This window comes from Streptomyces sp. NPDC002795, assembly GCF_042888725.1.
Lineage (GTDB): Bacteria > Actinomycetota > Actinomycetes > Streptomycetales > Streptomycetaceae > Streptomyces.
Window position 1 is genome coordinate 165,980 of the sequence record NZ_JBIAQB010000009.1, and the last position, 24,518, is coordinate 190,497.

General features: G+C 71.6%; 25 protein-coding genes. 16 read left to right on the top strand and 9 right to left on the bottom strand.

Going from position 1 to position 24,518, the window contains the following annotated elements; all coding sequences use genetic code 11:
* Positions 1-15 precede the first annotated feature (15 nt).
* The 5 genes from ACFYWS_RS26975 to ACFYWS_RS26995 form a co-directional block, all read right to left on the bottom strand.
* Complete coding sequence (locus tag ACFYWS_RS26975) at positions 16-678, bottom strand: response regulator transcription factor (protein ID WP_389280702.1); 663 nt, start codon at positions 676-678, stop codon at positions 16-18.
* Positions 675-2,231, bottom strand: coding sequence for an ATP-binding protein (locus ACFYWS_RS26980; protein ID WP_389280703.1), 1,557 nt, complete (start codon positions 2,229-2,231; stop codon positions 675-677). Before ACFYWS_RS26980 ends, ACFYWS_RS26975 begins: the two co-directional genes overlap by 4 nt.
* Positions 2,119-2,439: a small secreted hydrophilic protein gene (locus ACFYWS_RS26985; RefSeq protein ID WP_389280704.1), complete on the bottom strand. Its 321-nt coding sequence runs from the start codon at positions 2,437-2,439 to the stop codon at positions 2,119-2,121. The genes ACFYWS_RS26980 and ACFYWS_RS26985 overlap by 113 nt, the downstream gene beginning before the upstream one ends.
* An 81-nt stretch (positions 2,440-2,520) precedes the next feature.
* Positions 2,521-2,802 carry an Lrp/AsnC family transcriptional regulator gene (locus ACFYWS_RS26990; protein WP_389280705.1) on the bottom strand — a complete coding sequence of 94 codons (282 nt, stop codon included), beginning with the start codon at positions 2,800-2,802 and terminating at the stop codon, positions 2,521-2,523.
* Entirely contained in the window at positions 2,799-3,542 is a 744-nt protein-coding gene (locus tag ACFYWS_RS26995) for a rhomboid family intramembrane serine protease (protein ID WP_389280706.1), read from the bottom strand. Before ACFYWS_RS26995 ends, ACFYWS_RS26990 begins: the two co-directional genes overlap by 4 nt.
* A 112-nt stretch (positions 3,543-3,654) precedes the next feature.
* On the opposite strand from ACFYWS_RS26995, the gene ACFYWS_RS27000 reads away from it, so the two are divergent.
* The 5 genes from ACFYWS_RS27000 (at position 3,655) to ACFYWS_RS27020 (ending at position 9,118) form a co-directional block, all read left to right on the top strand.
* The gene (locus tag ACFYWS_RS27000) at positions 3,655-3,894 is read left to right on the top strand and encodes a hypothetical protein (RefSeq protein ID WP_389280707.1); all 240 of its coding nucleotides are present in this window, start codon (positions 3,655-3,657) and stop codon (positions 3,892-3,894) included.
* Between the two features lie 32 nt (positions 3,895-3,926).
* Positions 3,927-5,279, top strand: a complete 1,353-nt coding sequence (locus tag ACFYWS_RS27005) for an NYN domain-containing protein (RefSeq protein ID WP_389280708.1) — start codon at positions 3,927-3,929, stop codon at positions 5,277-5,279.
* Positions 5,280-5,580: 301 nt separating this feature from the next.
* Positions 5,581-6,606, top strand: coding sequence for an NlpC/P60 family protein (locus tag ACFYWS_RS27010; protein WP_389280709.1), 1,026 nt, complete (start codon positions 5,581-5,583; stop codon positions 6,604-6,606).
* A 227-nt stretch (positions 6,607-6,833) separates the two neighbouring features.
* Positions 6,834-7,868 (top strand): NlpC/P60 family protein, encoded by a 1,035-nt coding sequence (locus ACFYWS_RS27015; protein WP_389280710.1) that lies wholly within the window; start codon positions 6,834-6,836, stop codon positions 7,866-7,868.
* Positions 7,869-7,903: 35 nt separating this feature from the next.
* The gene (locus tag ACFYWS_RS27020; protein WP_389280711.1) at positions 7,904-9,118 is read left to right on the top strand and encodes a hypothetical protein; all 1,215 of its coding nucleotides are present in this window, start codon (positions 7,904-7,906) and stop codon (positions 9,116-9,118) included.
* Here the strand turns inward: ACFYWS_RS27020 and ACFYWS_RS27025 are convergent.
* Entirely contained in the window at positions 9,115-10,356 is a 1,242-nt protein-coding gene (locus ACFYWS_RS27025; protein ID WP_389280712.1) for a glycosyltransferase 87 family protein, read from the bottom strand. The two genes, ACFYWS_RS27020 and ACFYWS_RS27025, sit on opposite strands and share 4 nt — an antisense overlap.
* Before the next feature lie 92 nt (positions 10,357-10,448).
* On the opposite strand from ACFYWS_RS27025, the gene ACFYWS_RS27030 reads away from it, so the two are divergent.
* Positions 10,449-11,600, top strand: coding sequence for a glycosyltransferase family 4 protein (locus ACFYWS_RS27030; RefSeq protein WP_389280713.1), 1,152 nt, complete (start codon positions 10,449-10,451; stop codon positions 11,598-11,600).
* Positions 11,601-12,001: 401 nt separating this feature from the next.
* On the opposite strand, the gene ACFYWS_RS27035 is transcribed toward ACFYWS_RS27030, so the two are convergent.
* On the bottom strand, positions 12,002-13,798 hold the full coding sequence (locus tag ACFYWS_RS27035) for an AMP-dependent synthetase/ligase (protein WP_389280714.1): 1,797 nt from the start codon (positions 13,796-13,798) through the stop codon (positions 12,002-12,004).
* A gap of 322 nt (positions 13,799-14,120) precedes the next feature.
* On the opposite strand from ACFYWS_RS27035, the gene ACFYWS_RS27040 reads away from it, so the two are divergent.
* From ACFYWS_RS27040 to ACFYWS_RS27065, 6 genes are all read left to right on the top strand, one after another.
* Positions 14,121-14,882 (top strand): metallophosphoesterase, encoded by a 762-nt coding sequence (locus tag ACFYWS_RS27040; RefSeq protein WP_389280715.1) that lies wholly within the window; start codon positions 14,121-14,123, stop codon positions 14,880-14,882.
* Between the two features lie 90 nt (positions 14,883-14,972).
* Complete coding sequence (locus tag ACFYWS_RS27045) at positions 14,973-15,410, top strand: SRPBCC family protein (protein ID WP_326014102.1); 438 nt, start codon at positions 14,973-14,975, stop codon at positions 15,408-15,410.
* A 77-nt stretch (positions 15,411-15,487) separates the two neighbouring features.
* A complete protein-coding gene (locus ACFYWS_RS27050) occupies positions 15,488-16,588 on the top strand; it encodes an ArsA family ATPase (RefSeq protein WP_389280716.1) in 1,101 nt (366 codons plus the stop codon).
* A 68-nt stretch (positions 16,589-16,656) separates the two neighbouring features.
* Positions 16,657-17,142 carry a DUF5304 domain-containing protein gene (locus ACFYWS_RS27055; protein ID WP_389280717.1) on the top strand — a complete coding sequence of 162 codons (486 nt, stop codon included), beginning with the start codon at positions 16,657-16,659 and terminating at the stop codon, positions 17,140-17,142.
* A 66-nt stretch (positions 17,143-17,208) separates the two neighbouring features.
* Positions 17,209-18,162, top strand: a complete 954-nt coding sequence (locus ACFYWS_RS27060; protein WP_326014105.1) for an ROK family glucokinase — start codon at positions 17,209-17,211, stop codon at positions 18,160-18,162.
* A 67-nt stretch (positions 18,163-18,229) separates the two neighbouring features.
* Positions 18,230-19,003, top strand: a complete 774-nt coding sequence (locus tag ACFYWS_RS27065; protein ID WP_389280718.1) for an endonuclease/exonuclease/phosphatase family protein — start codon at positions 18,230-18,232, stop codon at positions 19,001-19,003.
* Between the two features lie 2 nt (positions 19,004-19,005).
* Here the strand turns inward: ACFYWS_RS27065 and ACFYWS_RS27070 are convergent, their stop codons facing one another.
* Both ACFYWS_RS27070 and ACFYWS_RS27075 read right to left on the bottom strand, forming a co-directional pair.
* Entirely contained in the window at positions 19,006-19,692 is a 687-nt protein-coding gene (locus ACFYWS_RS27070; RefSeq protein WP_389280719.1) for a hypothetical protein, read from the bottom strand.
* Complete coding sequence (locus ACFYWS_RS27075; protein ID WP_389281053.1) at positions 19,685-20,482, bottom strand: alpha/beta hydrolase; 798 nt, start codon at positions 20,480-20,482, stop codon at positions 19,685-19,687. The genes ACFYWS_RS27070 and ACFYWS_RS27075 overlap by 8 nt, the downstream gene beginning before the upstream one ends.
* 204 nt (positions 20,483-20,686) lie before the next feature.
* On the opposite strand from ACFYWS_RS27075, the gene ACFYWS_RS27080 reads away from it, so the two are divergent.
* Genes ACFYWS_RS27080 through ACFYWS_RS27095 form a run of 4 tightly spaced genes read left to right on the top strand, consistent with a single transcriptional unit; the run spans position 20,687 to position 24,517 of the window.
* Positions 20,687-21,439 carry a lysophospholipid acyltransferase family protein gene (locus ACFYWS_RS27080; protein WP_389280720.1) on the top strand — a complete coding sequence of 251 codons (753 nt, stop codon included), beginning with the start codon at positions 20,687-20,689 and terminating at the stop codon, positions 21,437-21,439.
* Positions 21,440-21,492: 53 nt separating this feature from the next.
* Complete coding sequence (gene macS / locus ACFYWS_RS27085) at positions 21,493-22,707, top strand: MacS family sensor histidine kinase (RefSeq protein WP_389280721.1); 1,215 nt, start codon at positions 21,493-21,495, stop codon at positions 22,705-22,707.
* 47 nt (positions 22,708-22,754) lie between these two features.
* A complete protein-coding gene (locus ACFYWS_RS27090) occupies positions 22,755-23,435 on the top strand; it encodes a response regulator (protein WP_389280722.1) in 681 nt (226 codons plus the stop codon).
* A gap of 53 nt (positions 23,436-23,488) precedes the next feature.
* Positions 23,489-24,517 (top strand): 6-phosphofructokinase, encoded by a 1,029-nt coding sequence (locus tag ACFYWS_RS27095; protein ID WP_389280723.1) that lies wholly within the window; start codon positions 23,489-23,491, stop codon positions 24,515-24,517.
* Position 24,518 lies beyond the last annotated feature (1 nt).

A 24,518-nucleotide genomic window follows, 5' to 3' on the forward strand; every position in this document is an offset into this window, starting at 1 on the left:
CCGCCGGGCCGCAGGTCATCCCGGCAACCGGTACCCCATCCCGCGCACCGTCTCCACGTGCCGCGCGCCCAGCTTCTTGCGCAGCGCCCGCACGTATACGTCGACGATGTTGGAGCCCGGATCGAAGTCGTATCCCCATACGTGGGAGAGGATCTGCTCGCGCGAGAGGACCTGTCCGGGGTGGCGCAGGAACAGTTCCAGGAGTACGAACTCACGGGCCGTCAGGTCCACCGTCCGCCCCTCCGCACGGGCCCGGCGCGTGCGCAGGTCCAGCGTGAGGTCGCCGCCGCCGAGCATCGTCACCTCAGGCGTGCCGGAGGCGGTGCGCAGGCGGAGCCTGACCCGCGCGAGGAGTTCCTCGAAGCGGAACGGCTTGGTCATCCAGTCGTCGGCGCCGCCCTCCAGGCCCGCCACCGTGTCCCGCACCGAGTCGCGCGCGGTCAGCACGATCACGGGCGTCGTGACGCGTGCCTCGCGCAGTTGGCGCAGGACCGTGAAACCGTCCCGGCCCGGCAGCCCGATGTCCAGGACGATCAGGTCGAAGCCGCCGGTCAGGGCGTAGTCGTGGGCGGAGTCGCCGTCCCCGACGACCGTCGTCGTGAAGCCGCCGGCGCGCAGCCCCTTCTCCACGAAGGAGGCGATGCGTTCCTCGTCCTCCACGATCAGGATGCGGTTCATCTCTGTTCCGTCCGGTTGAGTACGAGGGTGAAGGTGGCCCCGCCGCCTTCGGTGCGGCCCAGTTCGGCGTGGCCGCCGTGTCCCTGGGCGATGGCCTGGACGATGGCGAGGCCGAGCCCGGCGCCGGTGCCGCGCGAGCCGCGCCGCGCGGTGCCGCGCCGGAACCGCTCGAAGATCACCGCGGCGTCCTGGTCCGTGACACCGGGCCCGGCATCGGCGACGTACAGCTCGACGCGCTCGCGCTCGACCCGGTCGCGCACGAGCCGCGAGCCGATGCCTATGCGCTGGCCGGGGACCGTGTGCTGCACCGCGTTCTGCGCGAGCTGGACCATCGCCTGAGTGATCCTCTGCGAATCCAACTCGGCCTCGGTGTCCGCGACTTCAGCCAGCTTCCAGTCCCGGTCGCCGAGTGCCCTGGCCTTGACGAAGACATCGGCGGTCAGCTCGGCGAGCTGCACCGGCTCCGGCGTCACGAAGTCCGGGCGTTCGGCCTTCGCGAGAAGCAGCAGGTCCTCGACGATGCGGCTCATCCGGTCCAGCTCCTCCATAACGATCCGCACCGTCTCCTCGCGCTCGCGCGGCTCTTCGCCCATCAGTTCCAGATGGCCGCGGACGATGGTGATGGGCGTACGCAGTTCATGGCCCGCGTCGTCGACGAACTCGCGCTGCGCCGCGAACGCCCGCTCCAGGCGGTCGAGCATCCCGTTGAACGTCTCGGCGAGCGCCGCGATGTCGTCCCTGCCCTGCACGGGGATGCGCCGGGTGAGGTCCTGCTCGGTGAGCTGCGCGGCCGTCGTGCGCACGAGGCGGACGGGGCGCAGGATGCGGCCCGCGACCGCCCAGCCGATGCCCGTCGTCATCAGCAGCGCCACCCCGGAGATGGCGAGCAGCATGTGGAAGACGCCCTCCGCCTTGGCCTGTTCGCGCTCCGGGTGGAACGCGACGACGAACGCCGCCGCGGGCCGGCCCTCGCCCGCCCCGATCTCCACCTTCGACCAGCGGATCACGCCGCCGGGGCGGTCCAGGGCGCCGGTGGCGTCGGGGGAGCCGAAAATGGCGCGCAGGCCCGCCGGGTCCTGGGCGAGCGCGTGGTCGACGTCCGGCGCCCGTGACTGCTGCTTCTTGGCGGGGGTGCGGCCCGAGCCGCGGTCGACCAGGCCGAGCAGCTCCTCGTCCGGGTCGGCGTACTGCCGTTCCAGATGCAGCTTGAGCAGCGGGTCCGGGTCGGTGAACCGCTTGCCGCTGCGCGGATCGACGCCCCTGCGTACGAAGTTGGCGAACTCGCCGGTCTCCTGCGCGAGCAGCCGGTCCACGCGGTGGTCCACATCGCGCAGCAGCACCGAGCGGGTGGTGGTGGCCACCGCGCTGAGCGCCACCGCCATCACGACGAGCAGCCACAGCAGGATGCGGACGCGGGCGGAGACCCACCGGTGCGCGGACTCAGCCGTCGTCGCCGGGCCCGTCGTCGGCGCCGTCGTCGCCTTGGCCGCCGCGGTCGTCCGCTCCGTCGTTGCCGTCGTCGTCCGAGTCGTCTGCGCTGGGCGTGCTGTCATCGGCTGAGGGATTCTCGCTCACCGGTGGCGGGGACACCGTCTCGTCACTGGGCGTCGGGCGCGGTGAGGGTGAGCCGCTTTCCAGCTGCACCTTCGGCGGCGACTTCGGGGGATCCGGGCTGTCGGTCAGGGCGTAGCTGGTCGCCGCGATGCCGAGCGGGATCGCGACGACCGCGGCGAGGGCCGCCATGCGGTGGGAGAAGGCCATGGCAGCCACGGTCGGCGGCGTACCCGGTCGTCCTGATGAGCTGCGGATGAAGAAACCTTCATACAGCCGCAGCGGAGGGCGCTACGCGTCGAGGCCGATCGCGAACGCCGCCTCCAGGTCGTGCTGCGAGTACGTACGGAACGCGACGTGCGTGTCCGTGCCCTCGACGCCCTGGATCTTGCTGATCTTCCCGGGGATGACGTCCGCCAGATCGTCGTGGCGGGCGACCCGGACCATGGCGATCAGGTCGTAGGTACCGGTGACGGAGAAGACCTCGCTCACGTTTTCCAGAGCCGCGATCGACTCGGCGATCTCGGGGATCCGGTCCACGCTGGTCTTGATGAGCACGATCGCGGTGATCACGGCTGGCTGTCTCCCTCGGTGGCCGTCGCATGGGTCGCCTCAACCTTAGCCCGGGTCCGATACCGGACCCACGCCCAGACGAACCCGACCGAGAACCCGACCAGGTGCGCCAGATACGCCACCCCGGGACCCTGGCTGTCCTGCCCCGCCGCCACCCACTGCAGCGTCACCCAGAACGGCAGCACCACCCACGCGGGAAACCGCAGTGGCAGGAAGAGGAGAAAGGGGAAGAGGCTCGTCACGCGGGCTTCGGGGAACAGGTAGAGGAACGCGCCGAGGACCGCCGAGATCGCCCCGGACGCGCCGACCAGGCTCTGGTCGGAATCGGCGTGCGCGACCGTGTACCCGAGCAGCGCCAGATAGCCGCTGACCCCATAGAACAGCGCGTAGGAGAGGCGGCCCATGTGTTCCTCGACCATGGCCCCGAACACATAGAGGAAGAGCATGTTGCCCAGCAGATGCAGCCAACTGCCGTGCACGAACAGGGCCGTGAGCGGGGTGAGCAGGGCCCGCGCCGAACCGCCGAACAGCTCGTCCGGGACCACGCCCCAGCGCTCGAAGTAGGCGCTCTGCGCGGCGAGCAGCTGGTCCCCTGTGCCGTAGCCCGGGTTCAGGCCCGAGGCGGGGGAGAGCACGAAGACCACACAGCAGACCGCGATGATGCCGTACGTGACCGGGGCCGGGTGACCTCTGAGGAATGCGGTCAGCCTGTCGATCGCGGAGCGCCCATTGCCGATCATGGAGAGAGCATGACGCAAGGCGGGGAGCGGGCGGCGTACGGCAGGCCGTAGGGTTACGGGCAATAAAGCAGCACCACGCAATCCGTATGCATCCGGAAGAAGGCACCACCCGATGACGGTTCCCCTGCCGACCGCCACCACTCGCTGGCGCTGCACGTTGTGCGGCAATCTGACGCGCTTCGACGTCACGCGGTCCTCGAAGGTCGTCGAGTACGTCCATCTGGACCTGGCCGGTGACCCGAAGGTGGAGGAGCGCGAGGTGGTCAGTGAGACCATCGAGTCGGTGCGCTGCCGCTGGTGCAACGCGGTGGATCAGGTGGAACTGGTGGACAGGCCGGGCGCCGACTCCTGAGGAGCGGCTCCACAGCGACATTGGGGTGACGGATGGTGGAGAGCACAGGCGGGGAGGCCGGGGAGGGCGGCGCCGCCGAGGTGCTCGACCGTCCGCTGCCCGAGGGGGTACGGCGACGGGTCGTGCAGATCGCGTCGGACGGCTTCGGCGGTCTGACGGTAGGTGAACTCCCGCCTCAATTGCGGCAGTATGCCCGGTTCACCCCCACCCGTCGGGTGAAGTTCGCCGGCAACGCCATGGCCGCGGCCCTGGAGGGCGAACCGGTGTTCCGGCAGCGGATCGCGGAGCGCCTGCGGGACGCGCAGCCCGAGCTGGCCGCCGCCCTGGAGGCGGGCTCCCCGCCGCCCGCGGCCGATCCGCTGGATGTGGCGGCGGCCGCCTATGTGCTGCGGCCCGTCGGCTGGGTGAAGCTCGTCGCCGCGGCGGGCGAGGACGCCCAGCGGGCCGACGCCGAGCGGGCCGACGACGAGACCCGCGCCGAACTGGAGCGGCTGCGCGCCGAGCTGGCCGAGGCCCGGACGCACACCAGGACCGAGACGGAGCGGCTGCGTGCCGAGCTCGACGCCGCCAAGCGCGAGGCCGGCTCCTCGGAGCGCAAGCTGCGGGCCGCGCTCAGTGACGTGAAGCGCGGCGAGGCCGCCGTGCGCAAGGCGAAGGCCGAGACCGACGCGGTGCGCGCCGAGGGGCAGGCCCAGGTGTCCGCCGCGGAGAGCGAGACGCGCCGGCTCAAGTCGCGGCTCGGCGAGGCGGAGTCGGCCCTGGAGTCCTCCCGCCGGGCGGCCCGCGAGGGGCGCAGCATCGAGGACATGCGGGTGCGGCTGCTGCTCGACACGGTCCTGGACGCGGCGCAGGGGCTGCGAAGGGAGCTCGCGCTGCCGCCGGTGTCCTCGCGGCCCGCCGACTCCGTGGACGCCGTCGAGCCGGGCCGGATGACGCCGAAGGACATCGCGGCGCGCGCCCTGCACGAGCACGACCCGGCGATCCTCGACCAGTTGCTGGCGCTGCCGCAGGCCCACCTCGTCGTCGACGGGTACAACGTCACGAAGACCGGGTATCCGACGATGCCCCTGGAGAAGCAGCGGCTGCGCCTGCTCGGCTCCCTGTCGCAGCTCGCGGCGCAGACCGGGGCCGAGGTGACGTGCGTCTTCGACGGGGCCGAACTCGCCGCGCCCGTACTGCTCGCGCCACCGCGCGGGGTGCGCGTGCTGTTCTCCAAGCCGGGGGTCACGGCGGACGAGCTGATCCGTCAGCTCGTGCGCGCCGAGCCGTCGGGGCGTCCGGTCATCGTCGTGTCGACCGACCGGGAGGTCGCGGACGGCATCGCGAAGGCGGGGGCGCGCCCTGTCGCCTCCGTGGTGCTCCTGAAGCGGCTCTCGCACGGCTGAGGTTCCCCCAAAAGGGGCCCCGAGTTACCTATGTCACACGCGCAACATCCGTGTCGAATGCCCGAATTGGCGAAACCTTCACGCAACGTAGCGTCAAGCGGACATCACTGCATGTGAGTTGAGTGCAAAGAATGCAGCGAGTGACTGAGTTTTTTCTCTGAGGGATTTGAACTGATCACGAAGAGGTCACTAGGGTCGGCTCGAACCTCCGCTCGGGTGATCACCTATAAGGGGTGACGGTGGAGGGACACCGCCCGCCGGCACATCGGTAGGCGGCTGGAGGAAGAAGGAGCTCGCCTTCGTGGCGTCCCACCGTCGACCCAAGCAGTCGAGCCGCACTCGCGTGACCGTGCTCACCGCGACCGCCGCCGCTGCCGTGGCCCTCACCTCTCAGGCCGCCAACGCAGCACCGAAGCCCAGCAAGAGCGAAGTCAAGGCCAAGGTCGACAAGCTCTACGAAGAGGCCGGTGTGGCGACCGACCACTACAACGGGGCCAAGGAGAAGCAGAAGAAGCTCGAGTCGGAGATCGGCGATCTCCAGGACAAGGTCGCCCGCGGCCAGGGCGACCTGAACGAGCTGCGCTCCGGCCTCGGCACGCTCGCGGGCCAGCAGTACCGCTCCGGCGGCATCGACCCCTCGGTCCAGCTCTTCCTCTCCTCCGACCCGGACAGCTATCTCGACAAGGCGTCCACGCTCGACTCGCTCAGCGCCCAGCAGCTCGAGTCGCTCAAGAAGGTCCAGGAGAAGCAGCGCACGCTCGCCCAGGAGCGCGCCGAGGCCTCCCAGAAGCTCAAGGACCTCGCCGACACCCGCACCGAGCTCGGCAAGAAGAAGGACCAGGTCCAGGAGAAGCTCGCGGAGGCCCGCAAGCTGCTCAACACCCTGACCGCCGAGCAGCGCGCCAAGATGGCGGCCGCGGACGAGCGCGCCAGCCGCGACGCCGCGGGCCGCGTCGACCTCGGCAACGCTGTGCCCGCCTCGGGTCGCGCCTCCGCCGCCCTGTCCGCGGCCGCCACCCAGATCGGCAAGCCGTACGTCTCCGGCGGCTCGGGTCCCAACTCCTACGACTGCTCGGGTCTGACCCAGTGGGCGTACAATCAGGCCGGCGTCTCCATAACCCGGACCACGTACACGCAGATCGGTGAGGGCAGCGAGGTGGCCAGGAGCCAGCTCAAGCCCGGCGACCTGGTCTTCTTCAACAACACCGCGCACGTGGGCCTCTACGCGGGCAACAACCAGGTGCTGCACGCCCCGAAGCCCGGTGCCAGCGTGCGCTACGAGTCGATGGACACGGTCGGTCCCTACCAGACCGCCCGCCGCATCTGACCGACCCTCTGCTCGACCGCTCAACGTGCCCTGGAAACGCGCCCGTTCGGGCGAATTCGAGGAACCCGCGCTGACCCCCGCGCCCCGCCCGTGACCTGCGTCATAGGCGGGGCGCCGCGCTGCGTGCCCCCTGAACGGTCTTTGGTCAGGCGGTAGCCGCCCGACTACTGTCGGCGCGCATTCCCCCGATCACGGGGGTCCGTCAGCGGAAGGGGGAGCGGCTACCCGTGGGTTCTCATCGCCGTATCTCGCATGCTCGGCACTCGGGCCTCGACCGGAGTACGCGTGCGACGGTTCTGACCGTGGCCGCCGCCTCCGCCGCGGCGGCCCTCGGCGCGGCCCCCGCGGGCGCCGCGCCGCAGGACAGGCCCGCCGCGGGCAAGGCCGCGGTGGACCGCCTGTACGAGCAGGCCGAGAAGGCCACCGAGGCGTTCAACCGGGCCGACGAGCGCGCGGACAAGCTCCGCGCGGAACTCGCCGACACCCAGGACCAGGTGGCCCGCGGGCAGGAGCGGATCAACGCGATGCGGCGCGCGCTCGGCGTCGTGGCCGGCGCCCAGTACCGGTCGGGCGGCATGGACCCCGCGCTCGCCCTGATGCTCTCCTCCGACCCCGACGGCTACCTCGACAAGGCCGGCACGCTCGACCGGATCGGTGCCCGGCACGCGGGCGATCTGGTCGAACTGCGGGGCGCCCAGCGCGATCTGGACCAGCGCAGGGCCGAGGCGGGCGCCGAGCTCATCGAGCTGGAGGCCAGCCGCAAGGCCGTCCGGCAGCACAAGCACACCGTGGAGAAGAAGCTGGCCAAGGCTCGGCAGCTGCTCAACGCGATGCCGAACCGGGAGCGGGCCGCGTACGACCGGGCCTCGCGCGGCGAGCTCCGCCCCGACCTGGCCGGTGCGGGTGCCGCCGCCTCCGCCCGCGCGGGCGCCGCGCTCGCCGCCGCCAAATCGGCGCTCGGCAAGCCGTACGTCTGGGGCGCGACAGGACCCTCCGGCTTCGACTGCTCGGGCCTGATGCAGTGGTCGTACGGGCAGGCGGGCGTCGGCCTGCCGCGCACCTCGCAGGCGCAGCGGTACGCGGGCCGCCAGGTCCCGGTCTCCCAGGCGCAGCCCGGCGACCTCGTGGCGTACGGCTCGGACGCCCACCACATCGGCATCTACGCGGGCAACGGCCAGGTGATCCACGCGCCGCACCCGGGCGCCCCCGTGCGCTACGACCCGGTCGGCATGATGCCCGTCTCCTCCGTGACCCGCGTCTGACGCCTCCCGTGGGACTTCGCCGTACGATCTGAAAGATGGCTGGTCGACGGCGCGCGGTGGGCAGGGCGGGGAGTGCGGTGGCACTGAGCGCCCTGCTCGTCGGGCTTTCCGCGCTCTCCGGGTGCGGCGGGGACGACGGGCCGAAGGGCGCGGACGCGTCGGCCGTGCAGCGGGTTCTCGACCAGCGGGCGCATGCCGTCGTGACCGGGGACGGGCCCGCGTACCGGTCGACGGGCAGCGCCGATCCAGGCCTGCTCGACGACCTCTCCGAGGTCCCGCTCGACTCCTGGCAGTACAAGCTCACCCACCTGCAGCGCTCCGGGACCCGCGCCACCGCCACCGCCGAACTGCGCTACCGCGTCGACGGCTACGACAAGGCGCCCGTGGTCGCCGAGCGCAGGCTGACGCTCGGCCACGGCGACGACGGCTGGTACGTCACCGGGGACCGGCCCGGGAAGAAGGCGGGCGAGCAGCTGTGGGAGCAGGGCCCGGTGACCACGGTGAAGGGCGCGCACAGCCTGGTGCTCGGCGTCGGCAAACCACGCTCCGAACTGCGCTCGTACGCGAAGCTCGCCGACGAGGCCGTGCCCTCGGTGCGGCGCGCCTGGGGCGATGACTGGGCGCGCCGGGTCGTCGTCCTGGTGCCCGGATCGCTCGACGAGATGGGCCAGTTGCTGGGCGCGCCCGCCGCCGGCTACCAGGGGATCGCGGCCGTCACGACGGGCGAGGTGGGCAGCCCCCGGACGGCGCCCGCGGACCGGGTGATCCTCAACCCCGAGGCGTACGGCGTGCTCGGCGAGGTCGGCAAGCAGGTCGTCCTCACCCACGAGACCGCCCACGTCGCCACCCGCCGCGCGACGTCCGCCGCGACCCCGCTGTGGCTCTCCGAGGGGTACGCGGACTGGGCGGGCTACCGCGAGAGCGACCGGACACCGGGCCAGGCGGCGCCCGAGCTGCGCCGCACGGTCCAGCAGGGCGCGACGCTCGCGGGACTCCCCGACGACGCGGACTTCGGCTTCTCCGGCGACTCCGCCAAGCTCGCGCGCGCGTACGAGAGCGGCTGGCTGGCCTGCCGGATGATCGCGGACCGTTGGGGCGAGGCGAAGCTCAACGCCTTCTACACGGCGGTCGGCGGCCACAAGGAGCGCGCCGGGGCCGTCGACGGCGCACTGCGGCAGGCCCTCGGCATCGACGAGCAGGAGTTCGTGGCGCGATGGCGGGAGTACGTGCGCTCGGAACTGGGCTCCTAGCGGGCGGTGAGCGTGTCGTTGTGCGGGGTCTGTGCGGGTGCGGACTCGTGTTCGGCGCGGCGGGGTTCGGTCACCGTGGCGCGCCACAGTCGGCGGCAGGCGCTGAGGGAGGCCACGACCAGCAGGCCGTTGCGTACGAAGAGGAGGGTGACGCCGAGCGGGTCGCTGGCCACCACGTTCCCGAAGTACAGCGGGAACTCCAGGAACGTCACGAAGGTCGCCGCGAGCACGAGCCACACCGGCAGCGTCATCCGGCTGTCACGGAACAGCAGGCAGACGGCGGCCACGCCCACCAGCCACACCATGTACTGCGGGCTGATCACCCGGCTCGTCGTCGTGAACAGCAGCACCGCCGTCAGGCCCGCGTCGGCGAGCGTCGAGGACTGCCAGGCCCGCGCCTTGAACCGCCACAGCAGCAGCCAGCCGAACGCGAGCGCCGTGAGCACCTGCGCCAGCGTGCTCACCACGTCCACGTACGGGCCGAGGAACTCCACCGAGCCGTAGTTCAGCTGCACCGTGCCGTCCCAGCCGAACTGGCGGGCCACGTGGAAGACCAGCGAGCCGAGGGACTCCACCTCGGTGCCGCGATCCTTCTGGAACGTGAGGAAGGCGAGCGCGCCCGGCATCGCGACCGTGAAGGCGACGAGCAGCCCGGCCGCCGTCAGGATCGCCGCGCCCCAGGTCTGCCGGGTGGCCCGGCCGCGCCGGGTGCCGAGCAGCAGCAGCGCGGGCCACACCTTGATCACCGCGCCGATCGCCGCGAAGACGCCCGCGGCCCGCGGATGCCGTGCCGCCGCGAGCAGCGCCGCGATCGCGATGCCCGTCACCATCACGTCGTAGCGCGCGTAGACGGTCTGTCCGAGCAGCGGCAGCCCGACGACCCACACCCAGGCGCCGCGCCGCGACCCGCCCCGCCGTTCGGAGACGTAGAGGAGCATCAGCAGGACGACGGCGTCCGCCAGGAACGCGAGCAGGAAGAACGCGGAGGCGTACGACAGGAAGGGCAGCAGCGCGGGGGAGAGGATCGCCATCGCGGCGGCCGGCGGGTACTGCCACGTCACATCGTCCAGCGGGAACGTTCCTGTGCGCAGCACGTCGAACCAGCCGTGGTAGATCACGTGGACGTCGCTGGTGACGTCGGGGCCCGGGACCACGATGACCTTGAAGACGCACAGCAGGAGCAGCGCCCGGGTCAGTACCCAGGTGACCAGGAGCCAGGCGGGGGTTCGCGTCTTCATTCGAGACATGATGCCGGGAAGGCCTGTGGCCTGGCCATGGACCCCCGCGGCGCGGCGGCCCCCGCCGGACGCGTTCGGTACTGTCGGCGGTGATGCGCCAGACACCGAAGACTCTGCTCGTGACCAACGACTTCCCGCCGCGCCCCGGTGGGATCCAGGCGTTCCTGCACAATATGGCGCTGCGCCTGGACCCGGAGCGGCTCGTCGTCTACGCCTCGACGTGGAAGCGCAGCCGTGAGGGCATCGAGGCCACGGCCGCCTTCGACGCCGAGCAGCCGTTCACCGTGGTGCGCGACAACACGACGATGCTGCTGCCGACCCCGCGCGTGACCCGGCGCGCCGCCGGTCTGCTGCGGGCGCACGGCTGTACGTCGGTGTGGTTCGGGGCGGCGGCGCCGCTCGGCCTGATGGCGCCCGCGCTGCGCAGGGCCGGCGCCGAGCGCCTGGTCGCGACGACGCACGGGCACGAGGCGGGCTGGGCCCAACTCCCCGCGTCCCGGCAGCTGTTGCGGCGGATCGGCGAGGGCACGGACACGATCACGTACCTCGGTGAGTACACGCGCTCGCGCATCGCGGCGGCGCTCACGCCTGCGGCGGCGGGGCGGATGGAGCAGCTCCCGCCGGGGGTCGACGAGAAGACGTTCCACCCGGGTTCGGGCGGGGACGTGGTGCGGGCCCGCCTCGGCCTGACCGACCGGCCGGTGGTGGTGTGTGTCTCGCGGCTGGTCCCCCGCAAGGGCCAGGACACCTTGATCCTCGCCATGCCGAAGATCCTCGCGGCCGTGCCGGACGCGGTGCTGCTGATCGTGGGCGGTGGCCCGTACGAGAAGGAGCTGCGCAAGCTGGCGCTGGAGACCGGCGTCGCGGACTCCGTGCGCTTCACGGGATCCGTGCCGTGGGAGGAGCTGCCCGCGCACTACGGGGCGGGGGACGTCTTCGCGATGCCGTGCCGTACGCGGCGGGGTGGGCTCGACGTGGAGGGGCTCGGCATCGTCTACCTGGAGGCCTCCGCGACCGGGCTCCCGGTCGTCTCCGGCGACTCCGGCGGCGCGCCGGATGCGGTGCTCGACGGGGAGACGGGCTGGGTCGTCCGCGGCGGCTCCGAATCGGAGTCCGCGGACCGCGTCATCACGCTCCTCCAGGACCCGGAACTCCGCCGCCGGATGGGGGAACGGGGCCGTGCTTGGGTCGAGGAGAAGTGGCGCTGGGATTTGTTGGCGGAGCGGTTGCGGGGCTTGTTGTAACAGGTGCGGGGGGCCGGCGCCGCCCGTTCTCGTTGCGCGGCACCGGGGGCTGCCGCAACCGGTGCCGGGGCCGGGCCCCACGTGCTGTTGCGCGGCACCGGGGCGCCGCCTTGCCCACCCTGCCGCCCAAGGCGGCAGATTGCCCAAGGCGGGGTGGCGGCACCCCGCGAGGCCGACGCCCCCGGAGGGGGCGGGTGGGTGGGAGCTGAGCGGGGGAGATCGCCCATCCAGCCCCGCCGGCGTTTGAGGCGCGGGGTCCGGGGCGGAGCCCCGAGGCGTGTTCGGCAAGATCAGCCCCGCCGGCGATTGAGGCGCGGGGTCCGGGGCGGAGCCCCGAGGCGTGAGGGGGGCATCCGCCGCAACGCGCAACCACGTGCCGCAGCGGATCCCACCCGCTACCGCTAACCGCGGTAAATCGCCTCGACCTCATCCGCATAATCCTTCGCCACAACATTCCGCTTCAGCTTCAGCGAAGGCGTCAAGTGCCCCGACTCCTCGGTGAACTGGGCCCCGAGGATCCGGAACTTGCGCACCGACTCCGCCTTGGACACCGCCGCGTTGCCGTCGTCCACGGCCGCCTGGACCGTCGCCAGCAGGTCGGGGTCGTGCTGGAGCGAGGCCACCGTCGAGCCCGTCGGCTTGTCGTGGTCCGCGGCCCACTTGCCGAGGAACTCCTCGTCGATGGTGACGAGCGCGCCCACGAAGGGGCGGCCATCGCCGACGACCATGCACTCCGCGACGAGCGCGTGCGACCGGATCCGGTCCTCGATCACCGCGGGGGCGACGTTCTTGCCGCCCGCCGTCACGATGATCTCCTTCTTGCGACCGGTGATCCGCAGGTAGCCGTCCTCGTCGAGGGTGCCGATGTCACCGGTGTGGAACCAGCCGTCGGCCAGCGCCTCCTCGGTGGCGCCCTGGTTGTTCCAGTAGCCGGTGAAGAGGTGCTCGCCGTGCAGCAGCACCTCGCCGTCGTCGGCGATCCGGACCACGGACCCCGGCAGCGGCTGGCCCACCGTGCCGATCTTCTGGCGGTCCCACGGGTTGAACGCCGTCGCCGCGCAGGACTCGGTGAGGCCGTAGCCCTCAAGAACCGTGAAGCCGATGCCGCGGAAGAAGTGGCCGAGCCGCTCGCCGAGCGGCGCGCCGCCCGAGATCGCGTACTCGCCGCGCCCGCCGAGGACGGCGCGCAGCTTCCCGTAGACGAGCTTGTCGAACGTCTTGTACTTGAGCTTCAGGGCGAACGACGGGCCGCCCGGGGTGTCGAGCGCGCGGCTGTACTCGATCGCCGTGTCGGCGGCCTTGTCGAAGATCTTGCCCTTGCCGTCGGCCTGCGCCTTGGCCCGCGCCGAGTTGTAGACCTTCTCGAAGACGCGCGGCACGCCCAGGATCAACGTAGGCCTGAACGCGGCCAGTTCATCGGTGAGCTGCTTGATGTCGGGGGCGTGGCCCAGCTTGATCGGGGCCATCAGCGAGGCGACCTCGACCAGCCGGCCGAAGACGTGCGCCACCGGCAGGAAGAGCAGCACGGAGCACTCGCCCGTACGGAACAGGGGGCCGAGGCGCGCCACGATGTTGCCGCACTCCGCGAAGAAGCTGCGGTGCGTGAGGACACAGCCCTTGGGGCGTCCGGTGGTGCCCGAGGTGTAGACGATGGTCGCCGGGTCGTCGGCCTTCGCGATGGCGCTGCGGTCGTCGACCATCCCGTCGGAGAGCTCGGCGCCGACGCGGTACAGCTCGTCGAGGCCCCCGCCCTCGATCTGCCAGACGTCCCGCAGCTCGGGCAGCTGGTCGCGCACGGAGGCGACGGCCGCGGCGTGCGTGTCCAGCTCGACGAGGATGCCGACCGCTCCCGAGTCGCCGAGGATCCACTGGATCTGCTCGGGCGAGCTCGTCTCGTAGACCGGAACGGTGATCGCGCCCGCGCTCCAGATCGCGAAGTCGAGCAGCGTCCACTCGTAGCGCGTGCGCGACATGAGCGCGATGCGGTCGCCGGCCTGTACGCCGGACGCGATGAGCCCCTTGGCGGCCGCGCGCACCTCGGCGAGGAACTGGACGGACGTGATGTCCTGCCACGTGCCGCCGACCTTTCGGCCGATCACAGCGACGTCCGGATGCTGCGCGGCGTTTCTGCGAACGATGTCGGTCAGATTGCCGTCCGCGGGGACCTCGTACAAAGCGGGAAGGCTGAACTCGCGCAAGACTGCTGCTCCTCGTAGGGCGCCGGCGCCACTCTTCTGTGATGCGTCGGTGCGGTCCAAGATCGGGCAGGTGCACAGTGCATCAATGAATTGCCCGTGCCAACTCGACGGAACTCATTGCTTGAACTGAACACGACCGGACTGCCCGGACGTTACCCACCGGTACTGCTTCTTCGATAGGGGGGTCGGACCAGATGTACGCTGCGTCACACGTCGCCGCGTCCGTTCCCGCACCTTAGTCCAGAGGTCGAAGGACTCGGAAGTAACCGCAGGTCCGACGGCCTCTACCCATTCTGGGACCCATCGTCCTAGGGTGATCGCCATGCGCGTACACGTAGTCAGCGATGTGCACGGAAACTCCACCGACCTCGCACGAGCCGGGGACGGCGCCGATGCCGTCATCTGCCTTGGTGACCTGGTGTTGTTCCTTGATTACGCAAATCACGCGCGCGGCATTTTCCCCGAATTGTTCGGGGTCGAGAACGCGGATCGCATCGTCGAACTGCGCACGGCCCGCCGCTTCGAAGAGGCACGCGCCTTCGGGGCGCAGCTGTGGGCGGGCATAGACCGCGTGCCCGCGATCGAAAAAGCGGTGCGGAAGCAGTACGCGGAGATGTTCGCGGCGTTCCCCACACCGACGTATGCGACCTACGGCAATGTCGATATGCCGAAACTCTGGCACGAGTACGCCGCACCCGGCACGACCGTGCTCGACGGGGAGCGCGTCGAGATCGGCGGCCGGGTCTTCGGCTTCGTCGGCGGCGGGCTCCGCACGCCCATGCGCACGCCGTACGAGATCGACGACGAGGAGTACGCCGCGAAGATCGAGGCCGTGGGCGAGGTCGACGTACTGTGCACACACATCCCGCCGGAGGTCCCGGACCTCGTCTACGACACCGTGGCGCGGCGGTTCGAGCGCGGCAGCCGCGCCCTCCTTGAGGCGATTCGCCGGACCAGGCCCCGGTACTCGCTCTTCGGCCACGTCCACCAGCCGCTCGCGCGGCGGATGCGGATCGGGGCCACGGAATGCGTGAACGTCGGGCACTTCGCGGGCTCGGGCAGGCCGTGGGCCCTGGAGTGGTGACGGCAGGAGCGCATGCGCGCGATAGCCTTCACGCGACACACACGCAGGCAGGCACGGCGCACCCAGACGGTATCCGGAGGAGCCACGGCGATGGCGGAACACACCAGCTCGAGCATCACGATCGAGGCGGCACCCGCCGATGTCATGGGGGTGATCGCCGACTTCGCCCGCTACCCCGACTGGACGGGTGAGGTGAAGGAGGCGGAGGTCATCGCCGAGGACGGGGCGGGCCGCGCCGAACAGGTCCGGCTCGTCATGGACGCCGGGGCGATCAAGGACGACCAGACCCTCCAGTACACCTGGGCCGGCGAGAACGAGGTCTCGTGGACCCTCGTCAAGTCCCAGATGCTGCGCTCCCTCGACGGCTCGTACGTGCTGAAGCCGGCGGGCGCCGGTACCGAGGTCACGTACTCCCTCACGGTCGACGTGAAGATCCCCATGCTCGGCATGATCAAGCGCAAGGCCGAGAAGGTCATCATCGACCGCGCCCTGGCGGGCCTGAAGAAGCGGGTCGAGTCGGGTAGTTAGAGCCCCGCTCTGGGACGAGAGCCAGCGGGGTCCGGGGCGGAGCCCCGTGGCGTCCACCACGGGTAACCTCACACCTCATGCGCACCCTCCTCGTCACAGGCCCCGGCGGCGCCGGCCGCACCACCGTCGCCGCCGCCACCGCCCAACGGGCCGCCCGGCAAGGGGTGCGTACGAGGCTCATCACCGCGGACCCGGTCGCCGAGCTGACGGACGTCGACGTCGCCCGCCTCACCCCGGCCGACGACTTCCGCCGCGACCTCCTCGCCCTCCAGGAACGCGCCGCCTCCGGCCTCGAACTCCTCGGCGCCTCCCGGCTCGACGCGGACGAGGTCACACCGCTCCCCGGCAGCGAGGAACTCGCGCTGCTCCGCGCCCTGCGGGACAGCGCCGAAGGCCCGTACGACCTTCTCGTCGTCGACCTGCCGCCCGCGCCCCGCGCGATCGACACGCTCGCCCTGCCCGAGCAGCTCCGCCGCTACCTGCGCCGCCTGCTCCCCGCGGAGCGCCAGGCCGCGCGCGCCCTGCGCCCCGTGCTCGGCCGGCTCGCCGGGGTGCCGATGCCCGCGCAGTGGCTGTACGAGTCCGCCGCCCGCTGGGACGCCGAACTCGCCGCCGCGCAGGCCGTGATCGAGGCCGGCACCACCCGCGTACGACTCGTCGCGGAGCCCACCCGGGCCGCCGCCGAGACCCTGCGCACCACCCGTACCGGACTCGCCCTGCACGGGCTCGACGTCGAGTCGGTCGTCGCCAACCGGCTGCTCCCCGACGGCTCCACCGACCCGTGGCTCGCCGACGCCGCCGCCCGCCAGCGCAAGGTCGTCGCCGAGTGGCCCGGCGCCCACGAGCTGCCCCACCTGGGCCGCGACCCGCGCCCCGGAGACCTGGACGTACCGGTGCCGGCGACCGTGCCGGGCCCCCGCACCCCGTGGCCCGTGGAGGACCGGCTCGGCGAGGACGGCGTCCTGGTGTGGCGGATACCGCTGCCGGGAGCCGTCCGCGAGGAGCTGAGCCTGGTGCGGCGCGGCGACGAACTGGTCGTCGGCGCGGGCCCGTACCGCCGCATCCTCCCGCTGCCCTCGGCACCCCGCCGCTGCACCGTGGCCGGCGCGGGACTCGTCGACGGCGAGCTGAGGGTCCGTTTCGCCCCCGACCCGAATCTGTGGCCGCAGACCCGATGAACGGGGCGCACCCGTTCGGGTACCGTCGAAGAGGTAACCGGTCCAGCTCTCCGCAGGAGTCAGCCGTCATGAGCGACGCCACCGAGCAGTCCACCCCCCAGGTCGACGACGACGCCTGGGAGAAGGCGTGCGCCGAGGATCTCGAGGAGGAGCGGGCCCGCCGCAGGGCCGAGTACGGTCCGCCGCCCGGCTCCGCGGCCGAGGAGCTGAAGAAGCTCGTCGATGCCGTCACCGACAAGCTCTCGTCCGTGCAGGCACCGTTCCTCGGTTCGGTCGCCCAGGGCACCGCGGAGCAGGTCGCCAAGCAGGCCGTACGGCAGGCCCGCTCCGTCATCGAGCCGGTCATCGACCGCAACGCGGACGTGTTCGACCACCTGGCCGCCGCGGGCAGCGAACTGCTCGCCGCCTACCGCTCCGCCGTCGAGGGCCAGGAGAGCCGCTGGACCCAGCGCACCCAGGAGCCCGCCCCGCCGAGGGACGCGAAGGACGCCGAGGACCCGAAGGACCCGAAGGACGAAGGCGGCCCCGGCGGGGAGCACATCGACCTGGACTGAACCGGGGGGCGGGCTCCTGCTCGGTTAAGGTGGGCCATAGCGGGGCTCGACCGAACTGAGGGATTCATGGGACTCACCATCGGCGTCGATATCGGCGGCACGAAGATCGCGGCCGGCGTGGTCGACGAGGACGGCAACATCCTCTCCACGTTCAAGGTGCCGACGCCTTCCACGCCTGACGGGATCGTCGACGCGATCGCCTCGGCCGTGGAAGGTGCCAGGGCCGGACACGAGATCGTGGGCGTGGGGATCGGTGCCGCCGGTTACGTCAACCGCCAGCGTTCCACCGTGTACTTCGCGCCGAACATCGACTGGCGCCAGGAACCGCTGAAGGAGAAGGTCGAGGCGCGCGTCAAGCTGCCCGTGGTCGTCGAGAACGACGCGAACGCGGCCGCCTGGGGCGAGTACAAGTTCGGCGCGGGCAAGGGCCATCGCAACGTCATCTGCATCACGCTGGGCACCGGCCTCGGCGGCGGCGTCATCATCGGCAACAAGCTGCGCCGCGGCCACTTCGGCGTGGCCGCCGAGTTCGGCCACATCCGCATGGTGCCGGACGGCCTGCTGTGCGGCTGCGGTTCGCAGGGCTGCTGGGAGCAGTACGCGTCGGGCCGCGCGCTCGTCCGCTACGCGAAGCAGCGGGCGAACGCGACGCCGGAGAACGCCTCGTACCTGCTCTCCCTCGGCGACGGCAGCCCCGAGGGCATCGAGGGCAAGCACATCTCCACCGCCGCCCGCGAGGGCGACCCCGTGGCCGTCGACTCGTACCGAGAGCTGGCCCGCTGGGCCGGCGCGGGCCTGGCCGACCTGGCCTCGCTGTTCGACCCGTCGGCGTTCATCGTCGGCGGCGGCCTGTCGGACGAGGGCGAGCTGGTCCTCGACCCCATCCGTAAGTCGTACAAGCGGTGGCTGGTCGGCGGGAACTGGCGGCCGGTCGCCGACGTGATCGCCGCCCAGCTGGGCAACAAGGCGGGCATGGTCGGCGCCGCCGACCTCGCGCGGGAGCCCGACCCCGTCATGTGACGTACATCCGCACCTGGTGCCCGTCGTTCCCCGTGGGGGCGGCGGGCACCGGCGTATCTTGATCGTCATGGACTCCGGCTCGCTCCCCGAAGAACGCACCGAACTTCCCAAGTCCCTTACGGAATCGGACGGTTCGGCCGTCATCCGTGTCCTCAGCTACAACATCCGCTCGATGCGCGACAGCCCCGTCGCCCTCGCCCGCGTGATGAAGGCCTGCGCCCCGGATCTCGTACTGATCCAGGAGGCGCCCCGGTTCTTCCGCTGGCGCAAGCACCTCGCCCGGCTCGCCCGCGCATCCGACCTGGTGATCCTCTCCGGCGGCGGCAGCGCGGCAGGTCCCGCGCTGCTCTGCTCCCTGCGCGCGACCGTCGAGCGCACCGAGGACGTGCTGCTTCCGCTGACTCCCGGCCTGCACCGGCGCGGCTTCGCGACGGCCGTCGTACGGTTCGGGGACGCGCGGCTCGGTGTCGTCAGCTGCCATCTGAGCCTGCAGAAGGACGAGCGGTACGCGCAGGGCGGGATGCTCCTGGACCAGGTCGCCGGGATGGGTGTGGCGCACGCCGTCGTGGGCGGGGATCTCAACGAGCGGCCCGGCGGGCGCACCTTCCGGCGCCTCGCCCGCACACTCAACGACGCCTGGGCGACCCGGCCCTGGGGCGGCGAGTACACCTCGACGCCGGCCGATCCCCACCAACGTATCGACGCGATCCTCGCCACCAAGGGCATCGAGGTGCTGGGGTGCGGGGTGCCGGACTTCCTGGACCGGGACGAGCTGAGGGCGGCCACCGACCATCTGCCGGTGCTCGCCGCCCTCCGCGTCCCCGCCGGTCCCGCCGCTTAGCCTCAGACCACGGCGCCGCGGCCCGGGTCGTCGCCGTCCTCGTCGTCGCCCGGTGACATCCGGGCGACGAGCGTGCCGAAGCCGCCGAGGAAGCCGCCGATGCACAGCGTCGACAGCCACCACGTCATGTCCCAGCCCAGCAGTACCGCGAGGAGCAGCAGGATCGGGCCGCCGATCACCGCGAGCCAGGCGAACCTGGCCGTGACGTCCCCTTCCGGCAGCGGGGGCGGCTCGGGCGGGACGAAGTGGCCCTCGTCGTCGGGCTCGGGCGGCGTGTGATCGCGCGGACCGGGCGTGGAGGCGATGCCCGGGGCGAAGGAGACCGAGGAACCGAGGGGGCTCTGCTTGCCCGGGTCCTGGTCCTGGCTCTGCTCCTGACCCGGGTCCGGGTTCGGGTCCTGGTTCTGGTCCGGGGCATCCTTCTTCAGGGTGCTCCGCTGCGCGTCCGACGGCCGCTCCGGTGACTCGTTCGTCTCCGGTTCGAGCAGCGCCAGGTCCTCCACCGACTTGAACGGCTTGGCGCCCGGCGGGTCCGGCGGCTCCTCCCCGTAACCGGCGACGATCGCCGCCCACGCCGCGTCCTCGTCGCCCGGAAGGAGAGGATCGCGCGGCTGCCCGCCGGTCTCCTCCTGGCCGTGCGGCTCCGAGCCGTCCGGCCGCTCGGACCCGCCCCGCTCCTGCTCAGTCACCGGTGCTCGTCCCTTCCACGCCCTCGCTGGGGATCTTGCCGACTTCGGGAGCGAGCCGGTCGAAGAACGCGTAGCTCTCCTCGAAGATCCGGTCCGCGTCATGGTCCAACGTCGCCACGTGGTAGCTCTGTTCCAGCAGGATCTCCGTGACGTCCGTGGACGAGACGCGGCCGAGCACACGGGCCGAGTCGGCGGGCGGCACCACATGGTCGTGCACGCTGTGCAGCACCACCAACGGCTGCGTCACCTGCGGCAGTTCACGGTCCACGATCCGGAAGAAGATGCGCAGCTGGTGCGCCGCGTGCAGCGGAACCCGGGGGTAGCCGACCTCCTCCACGCCCTCCTTGGCGATGTCACTGGTGATGCCCTTGACCGTGCGCACGAGGTGCCGGGCGACCGGGAGCGCGTACGCGGACAGGCCGTGCACCTTGTTCCCCGGGTTCACCAGGACGAGGCCCGCGATCTCGTCCCCGTGCCTGGCCGCGAGGCGCAGGGCGAGCGCGCCGCCCATCGACAGGCCGCACACGAAGACCTTGGAGCAGCGCTCGGTGAGCTCGCGCAAGGCGCGGTCCACCTCCGCGTACCAGTCCTGCCAGGCGGTGACGGACAGGTCCTCCCAGCGCGTGCCGTGGCCCGGAAGGAGCGGGAGCGAGACGGTCAGGCCGCGCTCGGCGAGGTACTCGGCCCAGGGCCGCAGCGACTGGGGCGATCCGGTGAACCCGTGACAGAGGAGGACTCCGACCTCGCCGCCGTCATGGCGGTACGGCTCGGCTCCAGGAAGGACCGGCACCTTCGGTCTCCTGTTCATGGCAGAGAAACGGTGGACGGACGTGCGGTGGGAACGAGCTGACGAGCAACAGCGACGTGCACCTCACGGTACGCGACCGGACTGACACCGACCAGGGTCGTCGGGCTCCGGGGCCGCCCCGCGGGTTAAGGTCGGAGCCTCGGACTGGTCCCGGTACGAGGTCCGGGCACGAGGGAAGGCAGTGGGTTGATCTACGGCGCAATGAAGGTGGCCATCGGGGGGCCGCTGAAGCTCGGTTTCCGGCCGTGGGTGGAGGGACTCGAGAACATTCCCGCCGAGGGCCCCGCGATTCTCGCCAGCAATCACCTCTCGTTCTCCGACTCGTTCTTCCTCCCCGCCGTCCTCGACCGCAAGGTCACCTTCATCGCGAAGGCCGAGTACTTCACCACCCCCGGGGTCAAGGGCAAGATGACGGCCGCCTTCTTCAAGGGCGTCGGCCAGCTGCCCGTGGACCGCTCCGGTTCGCGGGGCGCGGGCGAGGCCGCCATCAAGAGCGGCATCGAGGTCCTGGAGCGCGGCGAGCTGTTCGGCATCTACCCGGAGGGGACGCGTTCCCCCGACGGCCGCCTCTACCGCGGCAAGCCGGGCGGCCTCGCGCGCGTGGCGCTGTCCACCGGCGCACCCGTCATCCCCGTCGCCATGATCGACACGGAGAAGATCCAGCCCCCGGGCAAGGTGATGCCGAAGCTGATGCGGCCCGGCATCCGCATCGGCAAGCCGCTCGACTTCAGCCGCTATCACGGCATGGAGGGCGACCGCTTCGTACTGAGGGCTGTCACCGACGAGGTCATGTACGAGATCATGAAGCTTTCCGGCCAGGAGTACGTCGACGTGTACGCGACAGCCGCCAAGCGGCAGATCGCGGACGCGGAGAAGGCGGCCAAGGCCGAGAGGGAAGCGGCGAAGAAGGCGTTGGAGAAGGAACGGGGCGGCGTCTAGCCGCGTCGTTCCCAAAGAAGTACCCAGCGGTGCCAAGGGCAGGGACAGGGGACATGGGGAACACGGTCGGGCGCGAGCGGGTCGTGCGGATGTCGGTCGAGCAGCCGCTGTGGCGCGCCCTCACCGGATACCGCCTGCTGACCCTCGTCTACGCGATCGGTCTTTTCGCCTCCTCGTACGAGGTGTACGAGCGCCCGTGGGTCGGCATCGGGTACTTCGTGGTCCTCGCGGGGTGGACGCTGGCGACGCTGCCGCAGGTGTCGGGCGCCCGGCGCTGCACCAAGCGGTTCCTCACCGCCGACCTGACGATCGCCGTCGCGGGCATCCTGCTCTCGCCGGTCGCCGGGCACGAGCGGGCCGCCACCGGAGGTGCCACGCTGCCGTCGATCTGGACGGCGGGCGCGGTCCTCGCCTGGGCGCTCAAGGGCGGCTGGCGGTGGGCGGCCGGCGCGTCCCTGCTCGTCGGCGTCGCCAACGTGGTGCAGCGCGGCGACATCACCCGGGGCCTGGTCCACAGCGTCCTTCTGGTCTGCATCGCCTCCATCGCGATCGGCTACGTCGTGGAGGTGGCCCGCGCCTCCGAGCGCACCCTCGCCCGCGCCCTGGAGATCGAGGCGGCGACGCGCGAGCGGGAGCGCCTCGCCCGCGACATCCACGACAGCGTGCTGCAGGTCCTCGCGATGGTGCAGCGCCGCGGCACCGCCCTGGGCGGCGAGGCGGCGGAGCTCGGCCGGATGGCGGGCGAGCAGGAGGTCGCGCTGCGCACGCTGGTCGCCGGGGGCCTTGTGCCCGCCTCGCGCGCGTCCGAGGGCACGGAGGGCGACGCGGTCGTCCGCAGCGTGGTGGAACCGGACGGACCGGAGGAGGGTGACGGCGCGGGCCCCCGCGATCTGCGCCCCCTCCTCGCCGGGCACGCCGGTGGACGCGTCACTTTCTCGGAACCGGGCGCCCCGGTGCCGATGGAGCCCGCCGCGGCCCGCGAACTGGCCGCGGCTGTCAGTGCCGCCCTGGACAATGTGCGTCGGCACGCGGGCGCGGACGCGTACGCGTGGATCCTCGTCGAGGACGAGCCGGACGCGGTGATCGTGACGGTGCGGGACGACGGCCCCGGCATCCCGGAGGGCCGTCTCGCGCAGGCCGAGGGCGAGGGCCGGCTCGGCGTCGCCCTGTCGATCAGGGGCCGGCTGCGCGACATCGGCGGCACCGCCGAGCTGATCTCGGTCCCAGGACAGGGCACCGAGGTCGAACTGCGCGTACCGAAGAAGTAGTTGAGGAAGTGCCCGCACGGGCCACGGGGGAAGGCAGGACAGGAGCGATGAGCGCACCGAACGGATCCATCAAGGTCATGGTGGTCGACGACCACCCGATGTGGCGCGACGCGGTCGCCCGCGACCTGGGCGCGGCCGGCTTCGAGGTCGTCGCCACGGCAGGCGACGGCGAGCAGGCGGTGCGCCGCGCGCAGGCCGTGGGCCCCGACGTCCTCGTCCTCGACCTGAATCTGCCGGCCAAGCCCGGCGTCCAGGTCTGCAAGGAACTCGTCGGCGCCGACCCCCGCCTGCGCGTCCTCGTGCTGTCCGCGAGCGGGGAGCACGCCGACGTACTGGAAGCGGTGAAGTCCGGCGCCACCGGCTATCTGCTCAAGTCCTCCTCCACGGACGAGCTGATCGACGCGGTGGGGCGCACCGCCGTCGGCGACCCCGTGTTCACGCCGGGTCTCGCGGGCCTCGTCCTCGGCGAGTACCGGCGGCTGGCCTCCGACCCGTCCCCGGCCGGTGGCGCCGACGAGCCGGGCGCCGCCCCGCAGCTCACGGACCGCGAGACCGAGGTGCTGCGGCTCGTCGCGAAGGGTCTGAGCTACAAGCAGATCGCCGAGCGCCTGGTCATCTCGCACCGCACGGTCCAGAACCACGTGCAGAACACCCTCGGCAAACTCCAGCTGCACAACCGCGTGGAGCTCGTCCGGTACGCGATCGAGCGAGGTCTGGACGACGACTGACCCCGCGCGGGAGAGTGGCCCCCAACCACTCGCCGTGACAAGGGAGTTACGCCATGAGGGTCGGAGTTTTGACCGGAGGCGGTGACTGCCCCGGACTGAACGCTGTCATCCGGGGCATCGTGCGCAAGGGCGTGCAGGAGTACGACTACGAATTCGTCGGGTTCCGGGACGGCTGGCGCGGCCCCCTGGAGAACGACGCCGTCCCTCTCGACATCCCCGCGGTGCGCGGCATCCTGCCCCGCGGCGGCACCGTGCTCGGCTCCTCGCGCACCAACCCCCTCCAGGCTTCGAGCGGGATCCGTCGCGTCAAGGAGAACCTCGCCAAGCAGGAGGTCGAGGCCCTCATCGTGATCGGCGGCGAGGACACCCTCGGGGTCGCCGCCCGGCTCGCGGACGACTACGGCATCAAGGTCGTCGGCGTACCGAAGACCATCGACAACGATCTCTCCGGCACGGACTACACCTTCGGTTTCAACACGGCCGTCGGCATCGCCACCGAGGCCATCGACCGGCTGCACACCACCGCCGAGTCCCATATGCGGGTCCTCGTCGTCGAGGTCATGGGCCGGCACGCGGGCTGGATCGCCCTGCACTCTGGCCTGGCCGGCGGGGCGAACGTCATCCTCATCCCCGAGCAGCGCTTCGACGTCGAGCAGGTCTGCGCCTGGGTCACCTCCCGCTTCCGCTCCTCGTACGCCCCGATCGTGGTCGTCGCCGAGGGGGCGATGCCGCGCGACGGCGACGTGGTGCTGAAGGACGAGTCCCTGGACTCCTTCGGGCACGTACGCCTCTCCGGCGTCGGCGAATGGCTCGCGAAACAGATCGAGAAGCGCACGGGCAAGGAGGCGCGGACCACGGTCCTCGGGCACGTGCAGCGGGGCGGTACGCCGTCCGCCTTCGACCGGTGGCTGGCCACTCGGTTCGGGCTGCACGCCATCGAGGCGGTGCGGGACGGGGACTTCGGGAAGATGGTGGCGCTGCGCGGCACGGACATCGTGCGGGTGCCGATCGCTGACGCCACGTCTCGGCTGAAGACGGTCGATCCCGCTCTGTACGAAGAGGTGGGGGTCTTCTTCGGCTGAC